We start from the raw sequence: 17431 nt of genomic DNA, 5'->3' as shown, positions 1-17431 counted from the left end.
TATATTATGCGAAGTTTAACCAGCACTCTAACACCCAGTAAATACAAACCAAAGTTTATTTGACAAAAATTTTGGTGTGAATTACTGCTTTTCAGATTGCGTGGCTTGATTTTGATGCTGGTATTTGAGAATTTATTTGTGCGCTTGCGTGCGTTTTGAATGTACTTTACTTGCTTTGATATAAAAAACGCCACTTAATGCTTCACGCTTTCTTTGGTCATCGCCACCATCTCGCCATGCTCAACCACACGCATGATTGGTGCTTGGCGTTTTTGGCGATAACGACGATAAGCCACAAGCGCCATCGCAGCCGCCACTCGGCGTGGACTGAGCGCTTCGGTTTTATTCATACGCACCAAAGATAATGCCGCTTGCTTGGCAAATCTTAGACCTGTGCTGCTAAGCGTTTTTAGTGAAAATGACGTTTTGGCAGGCGTCAGCTTATTTAAGCGAAACACGCAAACATCATTAAACCCAAGCGTTGTCAGATAATATTCCACATCCGCCTTGGCAATCAGCTCATCATTACGTTCTGGCTTGTCTGCGCCGTCTTTGGATAGATAAAAAAACCGCTCCACGCCTTTTTCCCTGCAGGCTTTGGCGAAAGCTAAGTTAAACAGCACGTTCACTTGATAAAACTCATCACGGCTGGCAGCGTCTGTCTTTGCCACGCCAAGACAGCTAAAAGCGTCCGTGTCCGCGCCAATCGCCATCGCACCAATCGTGCTTTCCAGTGCATCAAAATTTTGCACAGGATAAACGTGCATATTTTCGCTCATGGTCGCAGGCTGCGTGCGTGTGATGACAATCACCGTCTCGTACAGCGCCACAAGCTCACGCACAAGTGCCTGACCCACACGCCCAGAACTGCCGATAACGATGGCTTTTCGCTTCATGAAATCTGCCCAAAATGATTGATAAACGGTTATTTTACCACAAATCATCGCCAAATTTTTGCAAGCTTTGGCAATAATTTTTGGTTAAATTTAAAGAAAAGTGTTACAATCTTTTGCAATCTTTTACAAAGCAAAATCACTCAAGCCAAAGATGGATTTTTGTACATTCACTGTAAAACCTTGCCAAAATCTTACGAAATGATGGAAAAATTGGGCGAATTTTGCTATCATGTGGCGTTTGCTTAATAAGTAAATCAAGCTGCTGTGGCATATTTTGCTGACAAAATTTATCACCAAAACTTGCTATTAAAATACGTCTTATTACTGGCAAATATTTTAACAAAACGCTTATAAATCAGTCTTATAGCGCAAATTTAAACGACTATTCAGCCAGTAAAACGCTGCAAACCATCAAACTGCAAATCATCAATCTAAGTTATCAATCAAACCACCGACCAAACCATGACTTCACCGCTTAACGACATCAAAACCACCGCTTTGGCACGCCGCCTATCCATCGCCAAAACTTCGCTGAACATCGGCAAAAATTGGGCGAAAAGCGGCGTTACGGGGCTGTTTTTATCCAAAGAAGAGCGTGAGCTACAAAAGCACACCCTACTTCAAGAGCAAGCGGATTATCTGGTGGCGGAGCTTGGCAAGCTCAAAGGCTCGGTGGTGAAAGTTGGGCAAATGCTGGCTTTGTATGGCGAAAATTGGCTGCCACCTGAAGTCGTGCGCGCTCTACACACGCTGGATGCCAAGACCGCGCCTTTGTCGTGGCAGCGCATTTATGAAGTGCTGCGTGGTGAGCTTGGAGAGCGTGTGGACGATTTTGAGATTGAGCGCACGCCCATCGGCACAGCAAGTCTTGCGCAAGTGCATAAGGCACGCCATCGTTACTCTGGGCGTGAAGTGGTGCTAAAAATTCAGTATCCGGGTGTGGCTCAGGCGATTGATTCTGACTTATCTATTTTTAAGCAATTATTAAAAGTTACCAATGCTGTACCGCAAACCAAGGCACTGGACGCATGGTTTGCTGAGATTGGTGCACTTTTGCATCGTGAAGTGGATTACACCTTAGAAGCTAATACCACCAAGCGTTTTGCGCAATATTTGGCAAATGATGAGCGTTATGTTGTGCCGACCATCTATGACAATTATTCAAGCAAACGCCTGATTTGCATGAGCTATGAGCATGGCACACCGTTAAGCGATACTTCATTATTCGCCCTACCTACCGAGCGTAAAAACGCCCTTGGGCAAGCAGCGATGGAGCTGGTTTTGCGTGAGCTTTTTGAATGGGGCGAAATGCAAACCGACCCAAATTTTGGCAATTATTTGGTGCGCATTGATGACGCTGGCGATAAGCTCGTGCTGCTGGATTTTGGCGCAATCAAGCAATTTGACGACAAACTTTTAAGCATTGCTAAAAACTTAATCAGCGCAGGATTTTTCCAAGACCAAGCGCAAATGCAAACGGCGATGACGGGCTATGAGTTTTTTGACAAACTCAGCGGCAAGCCAAAAGCGGACGTGGCAAGTGTGTTTTTGCTGGCGTGCGAGCCTTTTGCCAAGCCTGATGCGTTGCCAGAAAATACCAAAACCGCCCTTTTAGATGACGCTGACCGCTACATTTGGGCAAAAAGTGATTTGTACCAGCGTGTGATGAGTGCCGCCAAATCAGGCATGCAGTCGCTGGAATTTAACTTACCGCCCAAAGAAATGATGTTTATTAGCCGTAAATTTATCGGTGCGTACGCCCTTTTGGTGGCACTGGACGCACGCACAGACGCTCGTGTACTGATGCAGCCTTATATCACAGAATAATTCAATAAAATCAATGAGTTAAATAATAAAATAGCCGTAAAACTTTGTATTTTTGCTTGCCATTTTGGTAATAGCTTATCCGTTTTTAAGTCGTTTGCCAGCCAAACTAACTTGCACAAACCCCACAAACAGCACGCTTAATCAGCGGTGCTGTTTTTTATGGACGTTTTAAAACACACTAAAAATTATCAGTAATTAAAATGTAAATTTAGGCGTTTATAATCAAGAATTTTGTTGCGTTTTTATTGCTAAAATGTGCATTTCGTGATACCATGAAAGCATTAGGGTTTTAGTACTTTTGTTGTAATACCTTTTGTTTAATTGCTTTATTTTATTGCATTTTGCGCATTTAAGGAGTTTTTATGGCAACCACCCCAAAAACCAAAACCACCCCTGCCAAAAAGGTCATGCCACGCACGGCTGATCAGTTGGCTGACCTGCTAAATCACGCCACGCCTGATGAGCTGGCTGAGTTTGGACAAGTTCTCAATAGCTATTTGCCAGCGGCGCAAATCGCCAACCAAATGCGCACCAACAAATCAAAAGACACTGAGCTTTCGGACAACTGGCGTGAAGGCGGCTATCCATACAAGCACCGCCTAAGCCGTAAAAACTACGAAGCCCAAAAGTACAAACTGCAAATTGAACTGCTAAAACTTCAGCGCCATGTCAAAGAAACTGGACAAAAACTGGTAATTTTGTTTGAAGGTCGTGATGCGGCGGGTAAAGGCGGCACGATTAAACGCTTCATGGAGCATCTAAACCCACGCGGTGCACGCGTTGTGGCGCTAGAAAAACCAACTGACCAAGAAAAAGGTCAATGGTATTTCCAGCGCTATGTGCAGCATTTGCCAACGTCTGGCGAGATTGTGCTGTTTGACCGCTCTTGGTATAACCGCGCGGTGGTTGAGCGTGTGATGGGCTTTTGTACCGATGACGAATACCGTGTGTTTATGCGCCAAGTGCCTGAATTTGAAAAACATTTGATTGAATCTGGCATTCATTTGGTGAAATTCTGGTTCTCGGTAACGCGCGATGAGCAAAAAGCACGCTTTGCCAGCCGTGAAAATGATCCATTGAAACAATGGAAACTTTCGCCAGTGGACAAAGCGTCTTTGAACAAATGGGACGACTACACCCTTGCCAAAGAAGCGATGTTTTTTAATACCGACACCGCCGAATCGCCATGGATTGTCATCAAATCTGACTGCAAAAAACGTGCGCGTCTAAACGCCATGCGTTATGTGCTAAACAAGCTAAACTACGAAGGCAAAGACAGCTCACAAATTGGCAACATCGATCCGTTGATTGTCGGCCGTGCTGGTGCATTGTATGAAAAAGACGAACGCACTGATTTGCTAGTGGATAACGCCACCATTAAAAATGATAGTAAAAAAGACAGCAAATAAGCTGACTTTTGACTAAAATTTGCTTGGCAAATTCATCAAAAAACCGCTCAAAGTGTGCGCTTTGGGCGGTTTTGCTTGGTTTTACTTGATGGAGATTGATGGTGGTTTGCGGTGTCTTGCTCAATCCGCCAAAGCCTGCGCCACCATTGCCAAGATTTGCTCACGCGCCACGCCTTTACTGCTGATTTGCACCAAGCGGTCGCCCTTGGCAAATTTAGCATTATGATACACCACGCCCTTTTTATCGTGCAGGGTTTCAAATTGTACAGGCGTATTTGCAAGCGTCTCATTCATCAGCTCACGATACAGCACGATGGGTGCATCTGCCGAAAGCTGGGTTTCGCTGATTTCTATGCGTGCTTTGGTGTCTGGATTTTCAAACAAACGATACCAGCCCAAATAAGTGCTGCGCCCTTCTACTTGTATTGGCTTGCCTTCGTACTGCCTGCCCGTCAGCACAAATCCAGCTGGTAAAACAGGCGTGATGGGCTTAAAAGTCAGCCGCTGCTTGCGCCCAAAACGGTAAGTCATCTTGGCGTGTGTCGCCTGCTTAAATTCAAAAGTCAGCTCGCCGCCTGATGTGCTGCCTGTGCGTGCCAGCCGCTGCGCCTGCTGCGCTAAAGCCTTGCGTTCGTGCGTGGGCGCATCATCAATGCTGTGATATTGCACGAAAATAGGTTTTTTCACCACGGCAGGCGTTGGCGTGGCGGCGGTAGCAGCAGGAATGATGGGTGCAACTTCCGCCTTGTTTGGGCGTAAAAACAGCATACCACCCACCACAGCACCGATTGCCAATGCGCCAAGTGTCAGCGTTTTATAGTTAAGTGCTTTGTGATTAAGCACTTTACGAGATACGGTTTTAAAAGTGTGATTTTTCGTGGTCATGGCGATTGCTCCCATGAAAAGATTTGCGCCTAAGATGGCGGTGTTGTGATGGGTTAAATGGTGAAAGGTTTGTTTAAAAGCTAAACGAAAAACTGATTATAAAAACAATCTGCCTAAAATCAGTCTTTGTTTAAATCCACCCTGCCTGCAAACAAATCATGCGCCAAAGCCGAACCATTCAGATTGGAGTTTGTTTGGGCTGGGCTGTCCGTATTTTTGGCTGGTGTGGCGGCATTGTCGGCAAATAAACTAAGCTGCGCAAGATTATCCAGCTGGTACGTTACCGACAGCGAACCTGCCGTCTTACAGCAGCACGCCAATATTTCATCGGCTTCTAGCATGGCGATGGGCGCTTTTGTGTACTGTAAATCGTCCGTTTTGGCGACCACACGCATACGGCACGAACCGCAATAACCCTGCCGACATTCAAAACGCACGTCTTGATGGTGCGTGCGAATCATGCCGTCCAGCAAGGTTTCGTTGTCGTGCAGATAAAAGCGCATTTCATCGGTGAAAACCCAGCCCATATCTTAAATCGCCAAACAAAGCCTTAACAGTGAACGTGTCATCAAGCGTGTTTTGATGGATTTTAATCGCCAGTAATTCGCCCAGCTGTTTGCCTAATAATTTACCTAACAATCCGCTCGGTAATTTATTTAACAATCCACCCAAATCCGCTTAATGGTGCGTTAAACTTTACAGTTCAAAACCGTCTAGGTCGGCATCGTCCAAATCGGCGTCAATCTGCCCTACCAAATAGGTGGTGATTTCGGTTTCTTGGGGAGCGACTTGCACGTTGTCGCTGGACAGCCATGCGTTAATCCATGGGATTGGGTTGGATTTGGTGTCAAAAATTGCAGGCAAGCCCACCGCCACCATGCGTGTATTGGTGATGAACTCAACGTATTGGCACAAGATGTCTTTGTTCAGCCCAATCATTGAGCCATCTTTGAACAAATAAGCCGCCCACGCTTTTTCTTGCTCGGCTGCGCTTTTGAAAATTTCAATCGCTTCATCTTGGCAGGCAGCGGCAATTTCTACCATCTCAGGGTCATCACGTCCAGAGCGCATCAGGTTAATCATGTGCTGCGTACCGTTTAGGTGCAAGGCTTCATCACGGGCAATCATCTTGATGATTTTGGCGTTGCCTTCCATCATTTTGCGTTCAGCAAAGGCAAATGAGCAAGCGAACGACACATAAAAACGAATTGCTTCTAGCACGTTCACCGCCATCAAGCACAGATAGAGTTTCTTTTTTAAGTCTTTTAAGCTAACATGAATAATTCTGCCATCAACTTCGTATTCGCCTTCGCCATGTAAGCTGTACAGCTGCGCCGCTTCGTACAAATCGTCATAATATTTGGCGATGTCGCTGGCACGCTCCAAAATGTATTCATTATCAACAATATCTTCAAAGACTTTGCTTGGGTCATTGACAACGTTACGAATGATGTGCGTGTAACTGCGTGAGTGAATGGTTTCGCTAAAGCTCCATGTCTCAATCCACGTTTCTAGCTCTGGAATGGACACCAGCGGCAGCAAGACCACGTTTGGGCTGCGTCCTTGAATGCTGTCAAGCAGCGTTTGGTATTTTAGATTGCTCAAAAAAATGTGCTGCTCGTGCGCTGACAATTCGCCAAAATCAATGCGATCACGAGACACGTCAATTTCTTCTGGTCGCCAAAAAAACGACAGCTGCTTTTCAATCAGTTGCTCAAAAATGGGGTGTTTTTGCTGGTCATAACGCGCCACATTCACAGGCTGACCAAAGAACATTGGCTCTTTTAATGCGTCGTTTTTTGTTTGACAAAAAATAGAATAGTGCATAACAACCCCAAAATTTATAAATTGATTTTATCGTTTAAATAAAATTTATGTAAAAATTCAATAACATAACGGAAAATCACCGCCATAAAAGCGTTTTATTTCGCCAAATTCGCACAGCGCGTCTGGCAAATATGGCTATTTTAGCACAGTTTTGCCATCAGCGCAGGTGATGATTTTAATTGTGTTGGTTTAAAAATTAAAACAATGCTGCTATGAAAAATTTACGCACGATAATCCGCCAAGGCTTCACACGCTGCCGCATGACCTAAGTCGCAAGCACGCTTTAGACACGCCAAGGCTTCTTTGGTGTTTTTGTCCGTGCCAAGCCCATCAAAATGGCACACCGCCAACGAATAGATGGCTTCAGGATATTCCAGCTCGGCAGCCTTTTTAAAATGCTCAAAGGCTTTTTTCATGTCTTTTGGTGCGCCTTCGCCACGCTCTAGCATGACACCAACGTTATAAGTGGCTTCTGCATGGTCGTGGGCGGCGGCTTTTTCGTACCAAGACAGCGCAGTTTCGGCATTTTGCGCCACGCCAAAGCCGTGATAATACATCACGCCCAAATTATGGCAGGCTTTGGCATCGCCCTGCTCGGCTGCTTTGACAAATAATTCTTGCCCTTTATGATAATCTTGGCGCACACCCAAGCCCTGACAGTGCATGACCGCAAGGCTGCGCTGCGCATCCGCCAAGCCAAGCCCTGCCGCTTCTAATAACAGCTCGGCAGCTTCGTCATATTCTTTGGCTTCATAATGCACGCACGCCTTTTCGTGGATTGCCTTGGCTTTGGCTAAGTCATCACGCTCTTGACTGGTGCGCTCATCATCACGCTGTTTTTTGATTTGATCGGAGATGGAGTCGTTTTTTGATTTGAATAACGAAAATAAGCTCATGATTTTTATGGTTTTTGGTTGATTTACGGTCAATCGGTCTGTAAAACTGGTTTTAAAATTGGCTTAAAAGTCGGTTTGTAAAAATTGGCTTGCAAAGAGTTGTTTACAAAGAATTACTTGCAAAGAATCGCTTGCAGAGAATCCCTTATAGAGAATCCAAGCCACGCGCCAAATCAGCGATGATGTCCGCCACGTCTTCAAGCCCTACCGATAAGCGAATCAAGCCATCATTCACGCCTGCTTCCACACGCTGCTCTGGTGTCATGCGAAAATGCGTGGTGGTCGCTGGGTGAGTGATGGTGGATTTGGCGTCGCCTAGGTTGTTGGTGATGGAAATCACTTTGGTGCTGTCAATGACGTGCCAAGCTGATTTTTGATCCGCCACTTCAAAGCCGACAATCGCCCCAAACGCACCAGTAATCTCGCCGCCTGCCACATTTTTTAAGGCGGTATGCTGACGTTTGGCAACTTCGTGGCTTGGGTGGTCGGCAAGTCCTGAAAAATGCACTTTTTGCACTTTTGGGTGCTTAGCAAGAAAACTGGCGACTTGATTGGCGTTTTCGCAGTGCGCTTTCATGCGCAAAGACAGCGTTTCCAGTCCTTTTAGTAGCGCCCACGCATTAAATGGCGACAGGCTGATACCGCCTGTGCGCACCACGGTGAACGCCTTTTCCATCAGCTCATCAGAACCGACAAGCGCACCGCCCAGCACGCGCCCTTGCCCGTCAATGTATTTGCTTGCCGAGTGAATCACCACGTCTGCGCCCAGCTGCAGCGGTTTTTGGATGGCTGGCGTGGCAAAGCAGTTATCCACGATAAGCAGCGCATCATTGGTGTGGGCAAGATTTGATAAAAACGCCAAATCGGCAATTTGCGCCAAAGGATTGGACGGACTTTCGCAGTACAGCACACGGGTGTTTGGCTGAATGGCGGCTTGCCATGCAGCGTTATCAAAGCAGTCCACATAGCTCACTTCAATGCCCAGCGGCTTAAAATAGGTGTCAAACAATGCCACAGACGAGCCGAACAGCTGCTTGGCGCACAGCAGGTGATCGCCTGCTTTTAAATAGGCAAGGCACATGGTCAAAATCGCACCCATGCCGCTTGCGGTCGCTACGCAGCGCTCACCGCCTTCTAGCAGCGCCAAGCGTCTTTCAAAGGCGCGCACGGTTGGGTTGGTGTGGCGAGAGTAGACATTGCCCTTTTTGTTGCCGTTGAAATGGTCGGCAGCGTCCGCCGCAGACGCATAAACGTACGAACTGGTGGTAAAAATCGCTTCAGAATGCTCGCCTTCGTCCGTGCGATGATAGCCGCCACGCACCGCCAAGGTCTGCTCCAAAAAACCAAGCGTTGGGTCAAGTGCGTCTGATTGCCAGTTTGGGTCAAGTTGTGTCATGGTGTGCCTTTTTCGTTTTAAATTGAGTTTTAAATCGTGTTGTTAATTTGCGGTTTTGGTGTGTTAATCGGTGTTTGGTTTGATGGTTTTGGTTTTTATTTTTTAAGGTTTTAACCTTTTGGGATTTTGGTTTTCCAAAACTTTGGTTTTTTAATTATTTAAAAACACCCTTTAAATCAAATGCTTAGATTTTAAGCAACCAACCAAACCATTGGTATTTTAGCGCAGAGTTTGGCGTTAAATTTGATGGCGAACACCAATCAAAACAAAGCGTACTCACGCTAAAAAAAATCTACCATCAAACTGCTAAGCATAGCACAAAAGCGCACAACTTGCACGCAAATTATGGCTTTCTTATGATGTGATGATGGCTAAAATTTACTGCGATTTGTATCGGATAAAATGAAAGATTAGGCGGTGGTTTTGGTGTGGTTTTGACTTACCAATCGCTTTACTAAAACGTGCGGCAACTTTACCATTCATGCAAAATTCGCATAAAGCCATCGTTTTTTGGCATAGCCTTTTTGGCGAAAAATTAGGTAAGCTAGGCGTGTTTTAACGTTGAACCCATCAATCACTGCGGTAAAATCAAGTCAAAATAAATAAACCTGAAATCAATAAACTTTAACCAAATTAACTTAAAAAAGCGAGCCAATCATGAGTACATTAGCACAAACCAACGCCAACGTCTTTACCGACAAAGACATCTACAGCAATCTTGTACCACCACACGGCAGCAGCACCCTAAAACCGCTTGCCTTGGTGGGTGATGCGCTGCAAACCGCCATCAAAAAAGCGCAAACCTTGCCAAAACTCACCCTGTCCAGCCGTGAGCGTGGCGATCTTATCATGCTGGGCATTGGCGGTTTTACGCCGCTGGACGGCTTTATGGGCGAAGCGGATTATTTGGGCGTGGTGGAGCGCATGACGCTTGACGCTGGCGGCGTAGACGGCGATTATCAAGGCGTATTTTTCCCAATTCCCATCACCTTATCTACGGACGCAGCCACCGCAAAAACACTGAACATTGGCGACGACGTGGCTTTATACGCCAGCGATGATGATGGCGGTGAGCTGATGGGCGTGCTGAGCATTGCCAGCATTTACACGCCTGATAAAGTCAAAGAATGTACGTCCACTTTTGGCACAACTGACCCAAATCATGTGGGCGTGGCGCAAGTTTTGGCAAGTGGCGATGTGTATTTGGGCGGCAAGGTGCAAGTATTCTCACAAGGCGAATTTGTGGCGCAGTATCCTGAAATTTATAAAACGCCTGCGCAAACTCGTGCGCTGTTTCAGGCTAAAAACTGGCGCACCGTTGCTGCTTTTCAAACACGCAATCCCATGCACCGCTCGCACGAATATTTGGCAAAAATTGCCATTGAAATTTGCGATGGCGTGATGGTGCATTCACTGCTTGGCAAACTTAAAAAAGGCGACATTCCTGCTGACGTGCGCCAAGAAGCCATCGCCACGCTGATTGATAAGTATTTCAAAAAAGACACGGTAATCCAAGCAGGCTATCCGCTGGATATGCGCTACGCTGGCCCAAAAGAAGCGTTGCTGCACGCTTTGTTCCGCCAAAATTACGGCTGCAGCCATTTGATTGTGGGGCGCGACCATGCTGGTGTGGGCGATTATTATGGCGCATTTGATGCCCAAAAAATCTTTGACACGCTGGATAAAGATGCACTGATTACCAAGCCTTTAAAAATTGACTGGACGTTTTATTGTCATGAATGCGCAGGCATGGCAAGCGCCAAAACCTGCCCGCACGATGCCAAATCGCACGTCAAAATCAGCGGCACGGCACTACGAAATGCGCTTGCCAATGGCGATGACGTACCAAATACGTTCAGCCGCCCTGAAGTGCTGCAAATTTTGCGCAAATATTATGCTTCTGAAAGCTGATTGTTTGACGTTATAATTTAAATCCAAAATAGCACGGCAAATGGTCGTGCTATTTTGTTATGAAGTATGAAAAATGCTGGGTTATGCTTTCGCCAACTTAGCTTGCATTTTTGTATTTTTCGGATAAATAAGTTGGGTTGAGCAAAGTAAAAACCCAACGTTTTAGGTTTAGTTTATCGCACCGCTAACCCAACTTACAAATCACCCTTTCATTCAAATTTAACCGCTTTTTATTCAACTCGCAAATCGTCCGTTAATTTGACTCATTCAACCGCTTTCCAACCAAACCCAAACCAAAAGTTATTATTTACCCAAAATTTATCTATCATTTTTATGGGCAAAACCGCGTGCAATTATGTGCAAAATTGTGATATTCTGTTGCAGTTTTGTTACTATGGGAAAATCTTAGGTTTTTGACAGCATTAAAATCCTGACAATTATTTGATTTTAAAAAGATTTTCTTGTGGTTTGTAATTTTATGATAAGGCATTTTTTACCGAGAACGTTATGACAAATTCTCAAATTCATGCTGATGACGCACGCAAATTAAGCTGGAAGTCTTTTGGGCCGGGGCTTTTGATGGCGTCAGCGGCCATTGGCGGTTCGCATTTGATTTCATCGACGCAAGCAGGCGCATTGTACGGCTGGCAGCTTGCCATCATGATTGTGCTGGCGAACTTGTTCAAATATCCATTTTATCGCTTCGCCACCGAGTACGCTTATAGCACAGGCAACAGCCTAGTGGCAGGTTATGCCGAAAAATCGCGTGCGTATTTGTGGGTGTTTTTTGTGCTGTGTATCGTTACAGGCATCATCAGCACAGGTGCGGTGGCGCTTTTGTGTGCGGTGATTTTGGGCTATATGCTGCCCTTTGAGCTTAGCACGCTGACATTATCGGCAATCGTGATGGCAGCGGCATGGCTGATTTTGATTGCGGGGCATTATAAGGCGCTGGACGGCATCACCAAGTGGATTATTGCAAGTTTAACGGTTGCCACCATCGCTGCGGTGTTTGTGGCGGCAGGTAAGCCTGCGGTGGCTGCGCCTGATTTTATTGAAGCGTCGCCTTGGAATTTGGCAGCACTGGGCTTTATCATCGCTTTGATGGGCTGGATGCCTGCGCCTTTGGAATTTTCGGCAATCACGTCTGTGTGGACTTCTAAGAAAATTCGCACCGATCACACCAGCCGTTTTCAAGGCATGGTGGATTTTAACGTGGGCTATCTGACTTCGGCGATTTTGGCGCTGTTTTTCTTGGCGCTTGGCGTGTTTGTGCAATATGGCAGCGGTCAAGAGATTGCCATGCAAGGCGGTGCGTATGTTGGGCAGCTGATTGATATGTACACCAACACCATCGGTGATTGGGCGCGTCCTTTGGTGCTGGTGATTGCCTTTTTGTGTATGTTTGGCACGGTCATCACCTGCGCAGACGGTTATGGGCGCACCAATGCAGAGAGTTTGTCGCTGATTAAAACACAAACCACCGAGCAAGCCGAGCGTTTTGTCATGCCGTGGACGACTTTTACCATCATCGGCGGCTATATTTTGATTGCCTTTTTCCTTGGGCAAATGGCAACACTGCTTAAATTTGCGATGATTAGCGCCTTTGTTACTGCGCCGATTTTCGCTTATTTGAACTATTCTTTGGTAAAAAGCCGTGGCGCACTGACACCGTTTATGAAAGTGTACGCCATTTGTGGTATCGCCTTTTTGACGGGCTTTACCGTGCTGTTTTTGTTGCAATTTTTTGGCATGATTGGCTAAACCGTTCAGCCAAATTAAAAGCCCGTTGGCAAATAAAACATCAAAAACTTAAACATAAAAAACGACAAAGTATCACGCTTTGTCGTTTTTTTGTGCAAGCAATTCTTTGAAAAGATGATTATTGCAAAAGATAATCGCTTAAATTTACGCCCTTGCTGCTCAAGATTTTATCGCTCACGATACATACGGTGCAGCTGCTCAAGTTGTTCTAACAAATAGTTTAGCTGCGTTTCATCGTGCGGATTTATATGGGGATTTGGGCTGGCGTTTGGATTGGTGTTTTGGCTGCCTTGACGAGATTGTGCATTGGCATTGGCGTTAGCACTTGGACGCTCGCCCAGCACCACATCCAGCTGCAAAGTTTCGCCATCACGCACCACGTCCGCACGCACGCTGCTGTTTGGTGCTTTACGTCCAATGATAGACATGAAAGTCGCTGCGTCATTGGTGGCGGTGCCGTCTAGCGCAGTTACCACGTCGCCTGCTTGCAAGCCTGCCTGCGCCGCTGGGCCGTTTGACATGACAGCAGCGATGGTTACGCCTGTTTTGTTGGATAAATTGGCAGGATTGTGCGCAGCATTTTCAATCTGCACGCCAAGCCAGCCGCGGCTTACCTTGCCTGTGGCGATGATGGAATTCATCACCTGCTCAACGATGCTGGTTGGAATGGCAAAACCAATGCCCATCGAGCCGCCAGAGCGTGAATAAATCACCGTATTAATGCCAATCAGCGCACCGTTTGCGTCCACCAGCGCACCGCCAGAGTTGCCGGGATTGATGGCGGCATCCGTTTGAATGAAATCTTCAAAAGTCGTTACGCCAAGCCCTGTTCTGCCTGTGGCGGAGATGATGCCTTGGGTAACGGTTTGCCCCACGCCAAAAGGATTGCCAATGGCAAGTGCCACATCGCCCACGCGGATTGGCGATTTACGAAACGCCAAAGGCACCAAATTTTCCATCTCCACCTTAATCACCGCAAGGTCGGTTTCGGTGTCTTTGCCAATCACGGTGGCGTGTGCGCGTCTGCCGTCATTGAGTGCCACGATGATTTCGTCCGCTTTGTCAATGACGTGCGCATTGGTAACGATATAACCGTCTTTTGACACCACCACGCCAGAGCCAAGACTGGATGCGCCCTGCTCTTGCTCAGGGATTTGCTGACCATAATACTCAAAAAACTGGCGCAGCACAGGGTCATTAGCATAAGGATTTTGCACCGTTTGTGTGGTGTAAATGTTCACCACAGAGCGTGCTGCCGTGCTGACTGCGTCATGATAAGAGCTGACCGCAGGCGCGCTGGGTTCGGCAATCGCTGGCTGCCAGACTTGCTCGCTGGGTGTTTCGGTGATGGCGGCTTCGTTTTGCCCTGCAGCTTGCATGGCTTGCATTTGGGTGAACAGCCACCACAGCGCCACCGCCAGCACGCCAGCAATCAGCCATGGAAAAATCGTCCATGCGCTGATGCCACGCTGGGTTTTTGGCGCAGATTTGAAATTTTTAGAAAACTTAGTATTCATGTTGTAATCCAAGTTTGTAATTATTTGCGATTATTCGTTGTCGTTTGCTTTGCTCATCGTCTGCCAACGCTTGTCAATATCAATGGTTGCCAACATTGTCAGCAGTTACCAAAATTTACCAAAAGCACGCAAACGCCACGAGAACCAAATGATAAAATGTACTTTTCACAATGGAGTATTTTTGGCAAATTTCAAGCAGGCAAGGTGTGGGGCGTGTTATGAAATTGTTAAAAATTTTACGCCAAAGTTTGCGCTTGCTGGTGATTATTGCCCAAGTTTTTAGTGGATTTCTGATAAGTTTTTAAAGATTTTCTGATAAGTTTTTATTGATGGGATTTACCAGCCGCATTTATCCATCACAAACCAACCGCCAAGCAACATTTGCACAATCACGGCAAACAAGGTACAATCGCCATCAGTTTTTCGTTTTTTTCATTTATCCAACTTTTCCAACTTTTAAATCACAACTGCCATGACCAAAACCATCAGCCCAACCGAACTGACCCAATTTTGCGACACGCTGCTACAAGCTGAGCAATTTTCCGATTACTGCCCAAATGGTTTGCAAGTGGATGCCGACCGCCCCATTCGCCACATCATCGCAGGCGTTACCGCTTCGCAGGCGTTAATTGACCATGCGGTTTCGGTGGGTGCGGACTGTCTTTTGGTGCATCACGGCTATTTTTGGAAAGGCGAGTCTGCGCCTTTGACCGGCATGAAAGGCAAGCGCATTCGTACGCTGATGACGCACGGCATTTCGCTGATTGCTTATCATTTGCCGCTGGACGCGCACCCTACGCTTGGCAATAATGCCGCCCTTGCCGATATGCTGGGGCTGACCATCACAGGCGCGCTGTATCCGCACGAAAAATTCCCTGTGGGCAACATCGCCACCCTACCAAAAGCCCTGCCGACCGCAGAGTTTGCCGCCATCATTGAGCGCGCGCTTGGCAGAAAGCCTTTGCACATCGCTGGCGGCCGTGAGACGCTAAAAACCATCGGCATTTGCACAGGCGGCGCACAAGACATGATTGAGCAAGCCGCCAAAATGGGCTGCGATGCCTTTATTTCTGGGGAAATTTCTGAGCGCACCACACACGCAGCACGCGAGCTTGGTTTGGAATATTTTGCCGCTGGACACCACGCCACTGAGCGTGGCGGCGTGCAAAGACTTGGTGAGTACATTGCAAAGGAATTATCATTGCAAGTGGAATTTGTGGATATTGATAATCCTGCTTGATGGCGGAGTGTTAGGCTGCGAATGCAGGCTGGGTTAGCGAAGCGCAGTCCAATGTTTTTAAAAGTAGGTTTTTGAATTTATTGGGTTTTCGCTTTGCAAAGCCCAACCTGCTGCTACCGCACCGAATCGCTATCCAAAACCCAAAAAATAAACCCCAAGCCAAGACTTAAGGTTTATTGGTATTTAAAGGTGTGTTTTAGCGGATAATCGCCACATCAAACCTTAAAACGTTACGGTTTCTACGCCGTTTGCGCTTGCTTTTAGCATGATTTTGGCGCTTTGGGCAGCAAAAATGCCGTTTTCCACCACGCCAACGATGTTATTCAGCGTTTTTTCCATCTCGCTGACATTATCCAGTGGCAAATCATAAGTATCCAAAATCACATTGCCATAATCGGTAACAAACCCTTCACGGTACACAGGATCGCCGCCCAGTTTGACAAGCTCACGCGCCACATAAGAGCGTGCTTGCGGCAGCACTTCAATCGCCACAGGGAATTTGCCCAGCTTTTCAACCGTTTTGCTGTCGTCCACCATGCAAATAAAGCGTTTTGCCGCTGCCGCCACGATTTTTTCACGAGTCAGCGCACCGCCACCGCCTTTAATCATCTCGCCTGCCGCATTGATTTCGTCTGCGCCATCAATGTACAAATCCAGTTCGCCCACGGCATTCAAATCAAAAATCTCAATGCCTAACGCTTTTAGCTGCGCTTCGGTAACGTCCGATGAAGCCACCGCCCCTTTTAGGCGCACGCCATCGAGCAGCTGAATCAAGCAGTTCACCGTGCTGCCAGTGCCTACACCAAGAATCATACCGTCTTCAATATAACGCAGTGCCGCAGCCGCAGCCGCTTGTTTTTGGGCAAGTTTTGGATCTGTCATTGCAATGTCTCGTTTTGCCAAATTGCTGTACAAATTGCTATCAAAATAGCTATTAAAATCAATGGGTTGGTGTGATGACAAGTGCCATCAAAGCCAAAAAGGTCAAATTTTAGGCAAAAAAATGACTTCATCAGCACATCTTCGGCACACTTTGTATCTACTACCGTTGCTACCTTCCGGTCCTGGCGGGGTTCATAGTACACAGTTGCGAAGCTACCGATGAAGCCAAGCCACTATTATACCGATAATTTTGTGTTTTGCAAGTGTTTTTTGGATTTTTATGCTTGCCAAGCGAAATCGTTAGCACATCAAAAAGCCACATCGGTTCAAATTTCGTTGGTTTAAGCGTCATCAGCTTAAGCTCATCAGCTCAAACCACATCGGTCAAATCCGCCTACTTATTCTGGCTGCGCTGGCACGAAAGCGGCACGCTGCACACCCAAATCAGGCGCAATCACAGGCGCATCAAAACATCGGCATTCCGCCAAGGCAAATGGCGCAGGCGGCAAGCCATCAAGGATTGCTGTCATGCGTGCCACGATAGGCATATGGCACACCACGGCGATGGTTTTGTCGTTCGCGTCATCGCCAAATTTGTTACGAATGGCGCAGTCAATGTCGTCAAGCCCAATGGTAGGATCGTCATCAGGCGTGATACTGCTCACGGTAATAAACGCTGGCATATCTGCGCTTTCGCTTTCGGCATTTTTATCCGTGATGGCTTGTAAAATCAGGCGTGCCGTTTGGTTGGCGCGGTTGTAGGGGCTGGCGATGATTAAATCGATCTGATGATTATTTGCCAAATATTCGCCCGTTTGTCGTGCTTGCGCTTCGCCAAATTCGGTCAAATCACGCCCTGCATCGTCTGCGCAGTACGGTCCTGCTTGCCCGTGGCGCACAAAAATTAGTTTCATGAAAGTTCCGTTATTGTTTTAAGTTGTCGGAATAAATTTAGAATAAATTAGGGGCTGTACTAGATTA

14 protein-coding genes and 1 other RNA gene are annotated in these 17431 nt (G+C 46.8%); 5 read left to right on the top strand and 10 right to left on the bottom strand.

The genetic code is table 11. From position 1 onward, the window contains the following. Window positions 1–194: 194 nt before the first annotated feature. Complete coding sequence (locus B0181_RS10455) at window positions 195–896, bottom strand: NAD-dependent epimerase/dehydratase family protein (RefSeq protein WP_078277440.1); 702 nt, start codon at window positions 894–896, stop codon at window positions 195–197. Window positions 897–1358: 462 nt separating this feature from the next. Here B0181_RS10455 and B0181_RS10445 point away from each other — a divergent pair, with 462 nt between their 5' ends. Together B0181_RS10445 and ppk2 are read left to right on the top strand one after the other, a co-directional pair. Next, window positions 1359–2723 (top strand): ABC1 kinase family protein, encoded by a 1365-nt coding sequence (locus B0181_RS10445; protein ID WP_078277438.1) that lies wholly within the window; start codon window positions 1359–1361, stop codon window positions 2721–2723. A gap of 362 nt (window positions 2724–3085) precedes the next feature. Continuing rightward, entirely contained in the window at window positions 3086–4132 is a 1047-nt protein-coding gene (gene ppk2 / locus B0181_RS10440; protein WP_078277437.1) for a polyphosphate kinase 2, read from the top strand. Between the two features lie 120 nt (window positions 4133–4252). On the opposite strand, the gene B0181_RS10435 is transcribed toward ppk2, so the two are convergent. The 5 genes from B0181_RS10435 to B0181_RS10415 form a co-directional block, all read right to left on the bottom strand. Continuing rightward, on the bottom strand, window positions 4253–5017 hold the full coding sequence (locus tag B0181_RS10435; protein WP_133141460.1) for a hypothetical protein: 765 nt from the start codon (window positions 5015–5017) through the stop codon (window positions 4253–4255). Between the two features lie 119 nt (window positions 5018–5136). Further along, the gene (locus B0181_RS12510) at window positions 5137–5544 is read right to left on the bottom strand and encodes a 2Fe-2S iron-sulfur cluster-binding protein (protein WP_078277435.1); all 408 of its coding nucleotides are present in this window, start codon (window positions 5542–5544) and stop codon (window positions 5137–5139) included. Between the two features lie 169 nt (window positions 5545–5713). Then, window positions 5714–6844 (bottom strand): class Ia ribonucleoside-diphosphate reductase subunit beta, encoded by a 1131-nt coding sequence (gene nrdB / locus B0181_RS10425; RefSeq protein ID WP_078277434.1) that lies wholly within the window; start codon window positions 6842–6844, stop codon window positions 5714–5716. Window positions 6845–7065: 221 nt separating this feature from the next. Then, window positions 7066–7740: a tetratricopeptide repeat protein gene (locus tag B0181_RS10420; protein ID WP_078277433.1), complete on the bottom strand. Its 675-nt coding sequence runs from the start codon at window positions 7738–7740 to the stop codon at window positions 7066–7068. A gap of 145 nt (window positions 7741–7885) precedes the next feature. Next, entirely contained in the window at window positions 7886–9136 is a 1251-nt protein-coding gene (locus B0181_RS10415) for an O-succinylhomoserine sulfhydrylase (RefSeq protein WP_078277432.1), read from the bottom strand. 657 nt (window positions 9137–9793) lie between these two features. Here B0181_RS10415 and sat point away from each other — a divergent pair. Beyond that, window positions 9794–11047 (top strand): sulfate adenylyltransferase, encoded by a 1254-nt coding sequence (gene sat, locus B0181_RS10410; RefSeq protein WP_078277431.1) that lies wholly within the window; start codon window positions 9794–9796, stop codon window positions 11045–11047. 507 nt (window positions 11048–11554) lie between these two features. Continuing rightward, on the top strand, window positions 11555–12811 hold the full coding sequence (locus tag B0181_RS10405; RefSeq protein WP_078277430.1) for an NRAMP family divalent metal transporter: 1257 nt from the start codon (window positions 11555–11557) through the stop codon (window positions 12809–12811). A 167-nt stretch (window positions 12812–12978) separates the two neighbouring features. Here the strand turns inward: B0181_RS10405 and B0181_RS10400 are convergent, their stop codons facing one another. After that, window positions 12979–14328 carry a S1C family serine protease gene (locus B0181_RS10400; RefSeq protein WP_078277429.1) on the bottom strand — a complete coding sequence of 450 codons (1350 nt, stop codon included), beginning with the start codon at window positions 14326–14328 and terminating at the stop codon, window positions 12979–12981. Window positions 14329–14800: 472 nt separating this feature from the next. Between B0181_RS10400 and B0181_RS10390 the strand changes: the two genes are divergently transcribed. After that, window positions 14801–15568 (top strand): Nif3-like dinuclear metal center hexameric protein, encoded by a 768-nt coding sequence (locus B0181_RS10390; protein ID WP_078277427.1) that lies wholly within the window; start codon window positions 14801–14803, stop codon window positions 15566–15568. A 222-nt stretch (window positions 15569–15790) separates the two neighbouring features. On the opposite strand, the gene rpiA is transcribed toward B0181_RS10390, so the two are convergent. The 3 genes from rpiA to B0181_RS10375 form a co-directional block, all read right to left on the bottom strand. After that, on the bottom strand, window positions 15791–16450 hold the full coding sequence (gene rpiA / locus B0181_RS10385) for a ribose-5-phosphate isomerase RpiA (RefSeq protein ID WP_078277426.1): 660 nt from the start codon (window positions 16448–16450) through the stop codon (window positions 15791–15793). Window positions 16451–16575: 125 nt separating this feature from the next. Further along, an RNA gene (gene ffs, locus B0181_RS10380) (signal recognition particle sRNA small type) lies at window positions 16576–16672 on the bottom strand. A 176-nt stretch (window positions 16673–16848) separates the two neighbouring features. Beyond that, a complete protein-coding gene (locus B0181_RS10375; RefSeq protein WP_078277425.1) occupies window positions 16849–17364 on the bottom strand; it encodes a SixA phosphatase family protein in 516 nt (171 codons plus the stop codon). Window positions 17365–17431 lie beyond the last annotated feature (67 nt).

It is taken from the genome of Moraxella caviae (genome assembly GCF_002014985.1).
Classification (GTDB): Bacteria; Pseudomonadota; Gammaproteobacteria; order Pseudomonadales; family Moraxellaceae; genus Moraxella; species Moraxella caviae.
The sequence above is the reverse complement of the archived record's forward strand: the minus strand, read 5'-3'. Positions and strand labels throughout refer to the sequence as shown.